Annotated in this window: 8 protein-coding genes; 2 read left to right on the plus strand and 6 right to left on the minus strand. The window is 47.7% G+C overall.

What is annotated here, in order from left to right; all coding sequences use genetic code 11:
* Positions 1 to 2: 2 nt before the first annotated feature.
* Genes C7475_RS28725 through C7475_RS28750 form a run of 6 tightly spaced genes read right to left on the minus strand, consistent with a single transcriptional unit; the run spans position 3 to position 5,578 of the window.
* Complete coding sequence (locus C7475_RS28725; protein ID WP_110056873.1) at positions 3 to 389, minus strand: GtrA family protein; 387 nt, start codon at positions 387 to 389, stop codon at positions 3 to 5.
* Entirely contained in the window at positions 386 to 850 is a 465-nt protein-coding gene (locus C7475_RS28730) for a phosphatidylglycerophosphatase A (RefSeq protein ID WP_110056874.1), read from the minus strand. Before C7475_RS28730 ends, C7475_RS28725 begins: the two co-directional genes overlap by 4 nt.
* Entirely contained in the window at positions 847 to 2,172 is a 1,326-nt protein-coding gene (locus C7475_RS28735) for an inositol-3-phosphate synthase (RefSeq protein WP_110056875.1), read from the minus strand. The genes C7475_RS28730 and C7475_RS28735 overlap by 4 nt, the downstream gene beginning before the upstream one ends.
* A gap of 32 nt (positions 2,173 to 2,204) precedes the next feature.
* Positions 2,205 to 3,188, minus strand: a complete 984-nt coding sequence (locus C7475_RS28740) for an NAD(P)-dependent oxidoreductase (protein WP_110056876.1) — start codon at positions 3,186 to 3,188, stop codon at positions 2,205 to 2,207.
* Positions 3,185 to 4,372 carry a hypothetical protein gene (locus tag C7475_RS28745; RefSeq protein WP_110056877.1) on the minus strand — a complete coding sequence of 396 codons (1,188 nt, stop codon included), beginning with the start codon at positions 4,370 to 4,372 and terminating at the stop codon, positions 3,185 to 3,187. Before C7475_RS28745 ends, C7475_RS28740 begins: the two co-directional genes overlap by 4 nt.
* A complete protein-coding gene (locus C7475_RS28750) occupies positions 4,373 to 5,578 on the minus strand; it encodes an aminotransferase class I/II-fold pyridoxal phosphate-dependent enzyme (protein WP_110056878.1) in 1,206 nt (401 codons plus the stop codon). It abuts the gene before it with no gap.
* Between the two features lie 692 nt (positions 5,579 to 6,270).
* Here C7475_RS28750 and C7475_RS28755 point away from each other — a divergent pair.
* The gene (locus tag C7475_RS28755) at positions 6,271 to 7,296 is read left to right on the plus strand and encodes a hypothetical protein (protein WP_110056879.1); all 1,026 of its coding nucleotides are present in this window, start codon (positions 6,271 to 6,273) and stop codon (positions 7,294 to 7,296) included.
* A 192-nt stretch (positions 7,297 to 7,488) separates the two neighbouring features.
* Positions 7,489 to 8,790 (plus strand): hypothetical protein, encoded by a 1,302-nt coding sequence (locus C7475_RS28760; protein WP_110056880.1) that lies wholly within the window; start codon positions 7,489 to 7,491, stop codon positions 8,788 to 8,790.
* Positions 8,791 to 8,923: the final 133 nt, after the last annotated feature.

Consider the following 8,923-nt stretch of genomic DNA (forward strand, 5'->3'; position numbering starts at 1 on the left):
CATCATTTAAAAACGAACCGCTTCTGCATTATATAACTATAAGTAAAACCAATCAGTAAAGATACCAGCACTTTAAACAGTCCCACCATTTCCAGATCATCCTTCCATCCTGAAAAATGCAGTATCACCCACATACAAGCTGTATTTAACAGCATATTCCCCACCCAGGTAATACCATATCGCAGTGCCTGCCCTCCAAATGCTCCTTTCTCCTTGTTAAAAACCCACTGCCGGTTAATTAAAAAGTTAGCAACTCCGCCAGCAATGGCGCCGGCTATATTTGCGCCGGCAGACCATGCCCCTGCAAATACTGAAAGCAAAAAAACCGTGGTCCAATCCACACCTGTTGCTATCAGCGAAGAAGCCTGAACTTTCAAAAATTTAATCATCCTGCAAAAATGTTACTATGGTAAACAATCTGCAGTAACAAGTTGGTATATACTCCTGCTACCACGTCGTCCATCATGACACCGAGGCCTCCGGGCAACGCCTCGGTACGACGGATCAGTAATGGTTTGCGGATATCAAAGAATCTGAACAACACCAGCCCGGCCAGTACATAACCGGGAGTCACCGGCAGGAACAGTAAGCTGAAACACATGCCGGACACTTCATCTATCACTACTTTCTTATCATCCTTGCCCCAATGTGGTTCAACTTCTGTACCGGACCAGATACCTAATAATGTAACTCCTATGGTTATGACCAACGGCCACATCCAGGATATGTGACCACCAGCCTGCGCAAGGTACCAGCAAAGAGCTGTCACGGCGGCAGCAACCGTGCCCCCTCCCTTGCCTATGTAGCCTATGCCCAGGCTGGTAGCGATTATTTTATGAACTCGGATCATCCTTCGTTTAAAATTCCTTCGTAATAATCCAGACCGAGGTGCGTGATCAGATCTTCGCCCATCAGGTAACGCAGTGTGTTCTGCAACTTGATCAGCTGTTTGAAGATGTCATGCTCAGGACGCAGCCCTGGCGCTGTTTGTGGTGATTTCAGATAGAAGGACAGCCATTCCTGGATACCGCTCATACCTGCACGTTTCGCAAAGTCAATGAACAGTGCGAGGTCAAGTACGATCGGTGCAGCAAGAATAGAGTCACGGCAAAGGAAATTCACCTTTATCTGCATTTTGTATCCCATCCATCCGAAGATGTCGATGTTATCCCAGCTTTCCTTATTGTCCTTACGCGGCGGATAATAATTGATCCTGATCTTGTGGTACATATCACCATATAGTTCAGTATTTTCATCCGGCATCAGGATATCTTCCAGTACGCCCAGTTTGGATACTTCTTTTGTCTTAAAGTTATCCGGATCATCCAGTACCCAACCATCACGGTTACCCAGGATGTTGGTGGAGAACCAGCCTTCCATACCCAGCGCGCGAGCCTGTAAACCAGGGGCCAGGATGGTTTTCATCAGGGTCTGACCTGTTTTGAAGTCTTTACCTGCGATCGGGGTTTTAGTCTTTTTGGACAATTCCACTAATGCAGGAATGTCGCAGGTCAGGTTAGGCGCCCCGTTCGCAAAAGGCACTCCTAATGTCAGCGCTGCATATGCGTATATCATGCTCGGAGCGATACGCGCATCATTGTCTTTCAGACCCTGTTCAAATGCCGCCAGTGATTGGTGAACATCTGCAGCTTCATGATAAATTTCTGTGGAACCACACCATACCATTACAACACGGTCACAACCCTTCTCTTTCTGGAAGTTCTTGATGTCCTCAATAACAGCCTGTGCCAGGTCATAACGGGTCTTATAATCCTTTACGTGTGTCCCGTCCAGATTTTTAACAAAGTTTTTATCAAAAGCGGCCTTCATTGGAACGATTGATTCCAGTTCAGGTCTGATCGCTTCCAACATAAACCTGTCAAGTACTTCAGCCTTTACAGCTGCGGTGTACACATTGTCTTCATACACATCCCAACCACCAAATACCAAGTCATTCAGGCTTGCTAAAGGAACGAAGTCCTTGATAAGCGGATTCCTGTTCTCTGTTCTTTTTCCCAGGCGGATATGGCCCATCTGTGCTACGGACCCGATCGGCTTGGATAAACCTTTCTTAATTGATTCTACTCCGGCGATGAAGGTCGTTGCTACCGCGCCCAGGCCCGGCATCAGGACCCCCAGTTTCCCTTTTGCTTCTTTAATTTGATGTTTCATAAAAATGTGAGACTTTTATTTAACTGTTTTAATCAAAACCATTTGTTGGTGGTGTACCAGTCCAGTGTTTCCCGCATACCTTTTTCAAGGTCATACAAAGGGCGGTAACCCAGGTCCCGGCGGATCTTTTCTATGTTGCAATTCCAGTTCTCCGCTGTCAACTCGTTTAATTTGTCCTTATTCAGCAACGGAGCACCACGACTCACCATTTCTGAAATAGCGGCAACGATCCTAATAACAGGCAGAGGTAGGTGAACACGGAAAGTACGTAGCTTCAGATATTGTTTTATAACACCGGCCAATGCATAACGGTCATACCCGTTACCGTCCGAAATGTTATAGGCAGTTCCCGAAACCGGCGCTGTAAGCGCCAGAATAGCCGCCTGTGCGAGATCCTTGACGTAGACAAAACTCAGCCACTGGGCGCCTTTGCCCATATAAGGTTCCAAACCCCGTCTAAACGTCTTGAACAACACGAAAAGGTCCCGTTCTCTTGGCCCATACACTGCGGTGGGCCTTAATATTACCCAGGGGACATCTGAAATAACTCCCAGGTATTCTTCAGCCAGTAATTTACTTTTTCCGTAACTGGTCACCGGTTGGGGTTTGACCACGTCCGGTACAGGCCAGCTGGCATCATACGCGATGGGGCCTACGGCGGCCAGACTGCTGATAAATAAAAACTTTTTGATCGGTACCCCCGACTCTCCGGCTGCTACTGCCAGGTTAAGGGTATACCCTGCATTGATCCTGTTATATTCGTCCAATGATTTCGCTTTCGTAATTCCTGCGCCATGAATGATATAATCGAATCTGTGCTTTTCAATCATATCCTTCAGGTCATCCTTACGGCTAAAATCAGGATAAACAAAATTTACCGGCAAATGTTTCAGGTGGAAGACATTACTCGATGCCCGAACAGCGGCGTACACCTCCATTCCTGCATTTAAGGCTGCCTCCACCAGATGATATCCTACAAAACCGCTGGCACCTGTTATCAGTATCCGGGGTTTCATATCTCTTTTTCGTATATCCTGTAGGTCCTGTAACGATCTGCATTGATACCCCGCATAGCGGCGTTCATCATTTCGTTCGTTTCCAGGATCCAGGACCCTTCGCCATAGGCAACGCCTTTCGCCCTGCCCACTTTCATTAACTCACCGTAGAAACAGGCGTCAATTCCCAGTTTACGGTGAGATTCCAATACTCCCAATGCCAATATCCTCAATCCATTTACTTTCTTCTTACCCAATAATAATTTCACTATACCGGTCGGGAATAACCTTCCCCTTTTGATCTTGATCAGGACCTGGTTGATATCCGGGATGGCCAGTGCAAAACCTACCAACTTCCCGTTCTCTTCTGCTACAATACCAAAATCGGGGTCAAGGATCATTTTCAGATCTTTCGCCAGGTACATGAATTCCGCTTCTGTCATCGGCACAAAACCCAGGTTCTTGTCCCAGGCGCTGTTATAGATCGCATGGATGCCTTTCACCTCCTGTTCGAAATTCTTCATATTGACCTTGCGGAAAGTGATATTTCGTCTGGTCATTATTCTCTCCTGCAACACTTCCATCACCCGGAAAGGCCGGTCGTTCATATATTGTGGAATGATCTTCCAGGCATACATGGTGATCTTTGTTGCAAAACCCGCTTCTTCAATCAGTTTAACGTAGTAGGGATAGTTATAGGTCATCATCACTACCGGCGGACCGTCAAAACCTTCTACCAGTAACCCGCAGGCTTCGTTGGTAGAGAAGTTAACGGGGCCTATCATCGTACCCAGCTTACGTTCCTTCAGCCATTGCCTGGCTGCATTGAACAATGCCTGGCTTACTTCTTTATCATTGATGCAATCGAAGAAACCAAAGAACCCATCATTCGTCTTATTGAAAACGTTAGCGTTCTTATTGTCGATGGCAGCGATCCTTCCCACTATTTCATTACCGCGAAAGGCCAGGAACGTCTGCAGTGCTGAATGTTCGTGGAAAGGATGTTTTCCCGGAGTCAGGAGGTCACGTTGAGCAATAAACAACTCAGGTACATAGTTCACATCGTTCCTGTACAGATCGTGCGGGAAATCGATGAACTGCGCCAACTGTTTCTTACTGGTAACCGCCTGAATGGTCACCTTAGGTAAACCGTTGGTTTGTTGTGAAGCATGTACCGTTTGCTGAGATGTCTGCAATGTTTCCATTTATATTTTTTGCTTTAAAGGTATTCCCGCACGTGTAAATGTCTCCGTTAACTTATCTACCGCAGTTTCGATCTGAGCAAACGTGTGCGTTGACATCAGGGAGAATCTGATCAGGGTAGCATCTGGTTGTACTGCCGGAGGCACCACAGGGTTCACGAATATACCTTCATCCTGCAGCATACGGGTAATGCGGAATACGCTTTCCTCGTTCCTGATATAGATCGGGATAACAGGCGTTTCTGATACGTGTCCGGTATCAAAACCTGCTTCCTTCAGTAAGTTTCTTGCATAGTTGGTATTGTCCCACAGGCGCTGGATGTGCTCTGGTTCAGACTGGATGATATCCAGGGTAGCAAGTACGCTGGCTGCTGATGCAGGCGTCATGCTGGCGCTGAAGATCAGGGAGCGGGCGGCGTGTTTCATGTATTCGATCACATCACGTTCGCCTGCGATGAACCCACCCAGGGAAGCGAAGGATTTACTGAAAGTACCCATGATAACGTCCACCTTGTCAGTGAGACCAAAGTGAGCGGCTGTACCGGCGCCAACAGGCCCTACTACGCCTAATCCATGAGCGTCATCCACCATGATATTTGCGCCATAGGTGTCAGCCAGTGCTACTATTTCAGGCAGGCGGGCGATATCGCCTTCCATGCTGAACACACCGTCCACAACGATGAGACGTACGGATGACTGCGGAAGTGCTGATAATTTAGCTTCCAGGTCTTCCATGTTGTTGTGGCGATACTTGATAACCTTTGAAAAGGACAGACGGCTGCCGTCAATGATTGAGGCGTGGTCCAGCTCATCGAGAATGAGGTAGTCATTACGACCTGTCAGGCAGGATAATGCTCCCTGGTTTGCCAGGAACCCTGTGCTAAATACAAGAGCGGCTTCTTTGCCTACGTATTCCGCCAGGCGCCGTTCCAGTTCCAGGTGGAGGTCAAGCGTACCATTCAGGAACCTTGATCCTGCACATCCCGTACCATATTTGTCAATAGCACGTTTTGCGGCCTCCTTTACCTTGGGATGGTTTGTTAGTCCCAGGTAGGAATTTGATCCGAACATTAACACTTTTTTACCGTCTATGTCAACTTCAGTGTCCTGAGAAGAAGAGATCGGTCTAAAATAAGGGTAGATCCCCTTTTCTTTGGTAGTGTAAACTCTGGCCAGTGAGGCTTCCTTTGCACGTAACAATTTGCTCATTCTGATATATCTTAAGCTGTTGTATAATCTTTCTACTTTATGCGAAAGTATAAGATTATTGTTCTGAAAACGTTTTCAGATCCAAATTTATATATTGAACACTAATAATTTGCAGTGGAGTTTTTATGACGGTATATGATAAGTCCCCCGCAAACAAGCTAGTGTCTAATAATATGTCAATCAAATTACGAACACTCTAATACGAAGGTTTCGTAACTCTAACAGTATGCTAGTTGCGGTTTAAACATGTAGTTAGTGGGTTGTAACTAACAATAGGTGATAATAACGGTGGTCTAACAGTATATTCGTTGTGGTTTAAGGCGTATCATTAAGCCGGTTTCATCATCAGCTAACCGGAATGACGGCACCAAATTAGGAAAAAATTTCAATTAAAACCCAAAAACATTAGGGATTGACGTCAAAATATTACATATATACAACAAAGTGGTAATTTCATTATCTGTATGAGCAGTGGTCGGCTGACTATTTTAATAAATTAAAAATGAACATTTTCCACATAGAAATAACAGATAATCTGTCTTATCCTCCCTCCTCCTGCTCCTCCTTATTAAACCCTGCCCGTTTCAGGTAGTCTACTTATGTATACTCACAGTAGTCAGAGAAAAGATAACCGGGCCTGGCCCCTCCGGATTATCAGCGGGAACAGGGAGTATTTCACGTAAATCCAGTATATGAACATTCGCTACCACCTCACAGCATGCATCTTATGCCTGGCGATAACCTTTACGGCTTCCGCCCAGGAACAACAGGAACAGGATTCTACCGGTCTGCCAGGCGATAATTTCAGCCTGCCGGGCGCCCTCGACCTCTTCAAAAGATCAGCATCCCCCGAAGAATTTGAAAAGCTCCTCAACGCTGAAGACAGCAAAATTAACAATCTCGACCTCAATGACGATGGTAACACCGACTACATCCGGGTCATCAACAAAAAAGAGAACGACGTACAGGTATTTATCCTGCAGGCGCTCATCTCTTCTACAGAAAGCCAGGACGTCGCCGTTATCGAACTGGAGAAAACCGGGGATAACAATGCCATCATCCAGATCATCGGCGATGCCGATATCTATGGCGAGTCCGTCATTGCGGAACCTGAAGAAGAATCGGAAAATGCCTTTAACTATACCGGCGCCAGCCATGGTCCATCTGCATCCTCACCGGAAGGTGTGATCGTGAACGTATGGCTATGGCCCTGTGTCCGCTACGTATATGCACCTGCTTACACCGTATGGGTGTCTCCCTGGACATGGGTAAGCCGTCCCGTATGGTATCATCCATGGCGCCCGATGCCCTGGCACGTATACCGCCCTATCCGGTACTCCTACGCACACAGATATGTGGTAGTACCTGTACGCAGAATTCCTCCGGCCCGCGTCATTTACCGGCCGGTAAGAACAACCTCCGTCACTGTTATTAACCGCAACCGGGTGGTTGTGAACAACTATCGCACTACCAGAAGGGTGGAACGTGTTACCCCCAACAGGTCCAATAATAGCGGCAGACAGGCGCAGTCCTACACTCCTTCAAGAAATGACAGAAACGGGGCTGTCAGAGGTTCAACCAGGGCAGACAGACCTACCAGGGTAGACAGACCTTCCAGAGGAGACAGGGGCACAAGGGTAAGCGGCAACCGTTCTGGCGGACGTACCAGTGGTAACCGGACCGGAAGTACCCGTGGCAGAACAGGCAACCGCAATTAAGCCGTCCACCGAAAAAAATTATCATAAACGGAAACTCCTCATTATAGTAAGGGGCTTGTAATATGCTGTTTCACAACAATATATTACAGGCCCTTTTACAGTTTTTAACCCACCTTCCGTTTAATTCAGACCCAACATATAATATTAATAAACTATTTGTACATTCATCTCGCTATACCAAACATTATTGTCATGAAGATCAGCCATTCCTTACCTGCACTGTTCATATCCCTGCTACCGGTATTAAATGCCGGCGCGCAGGACCAGACCGCCCGGCAACAATTACAGGAACAACCTGATGAATGGGATGAAGCCAAATGGTCTCCTCCCGACCAGGACTCCACCGGACTACCCGGAGATAATTTCAGTTTGCAGGGCGCTCTCACCCTCTTTAAACAGGCCAATACCCCTGAAGAATTTGAAAAATTACTGAATACAGAAGAAAATAAGGTCAACAACCTTGACCTGAACGGAGACGGCAATATCGACTACCTGCGGGTGATCAATAAAAAACAGAACCAGGTACAGGTCTTTATCATCCAGGCGCTCATCTCTAACCAGGAGAGCCAGGACATTGCTGTTATTGAGCTGGAAAAGACCGGCGAAGGCACGGCAGTTATCCAAATAGCGGGCGATGAAGACATTTATGGGGAAACGACCCTCGCCGAACCGGTAGAACAGGCAGACAGCCTCTATTCCGCCGAAGACAATTCATTTGATTATACGCCTGCCCGTCCGCAGGGGCCCGCAGCAGAGACAGGCGTGTCCCGGATAGCGCCCGCCGGCGTCATCGTAAACGTGTGGTACTGGCCTTGTGTACGCCGGGTGTATGCACCTGCCTATGTGGTATGGACATCTCCCTGGTCATGGATCAACCCGCCTGTATGGTGGAGACCCTGGCGCCCTATGCCGGTATATGCCTATCGTCCGGTGTGCCACCATTACAGATATGGATATGCCTATGCCCCGATCAGAAGGATCCCCCCTGCCAGAAGGATGTATTATCCCGTAAGGACCTATTCCGGCATGGTTTACAGCCGCAATCGCGTGGTAATGACGAACTATCGTTCCTCCAGGGCAGATCGTGGCCGTTACTCCGGATACAACGGCGGCAGGTACAACGGATACAACAGAAATGGCTATTACGGCGGCAGAAACAATTATAACGGTTACCGCAACGGTTACCGGGATAATTACGGCCGGAATAACAGCCGCCCAGGCGGACGTCCCGGATACTATGACAACAATAACGGCGGACGGCCTCAAAGTGGTGGCAGACCTTCCGGAAATTATCAACCTACCCCAAGAGGTGGCAGCTCCCAAACCGGCGGAAGACCTTCCGGCAGTTATCAGCCAACTCCAAGAGGCGGCAGCTCCCAAAGCGGTGGAAGACCACAGGGCACTTATCAACCGGCTCCCAGGGGTAACAGCTCAACCGGCGGCAGGACCAGCACTACCCGTGGTGACAGAGGTGGCCGTACCAGGGGAATTTAATAACGTTCAGACAGTGCTTTTTTGCTGATTAAGCTTCGCTTAGATACCGCTTAGATATCGCTCATCCTACGTTAATCTTACGTTCATGAACGTAAGATTAACGTAGGATGAGCGATATCTAAGCGGTATCTAA

The sequence above is a fragment of the Chitinophaga sp. S165 genome, from assembly GCF_003182155.1.
Classification (GTDB): Bacteria; Bacteroidota; Bacteroidia; order Chitinophagales; family Chitinophagaceae; genus Chitinophaga.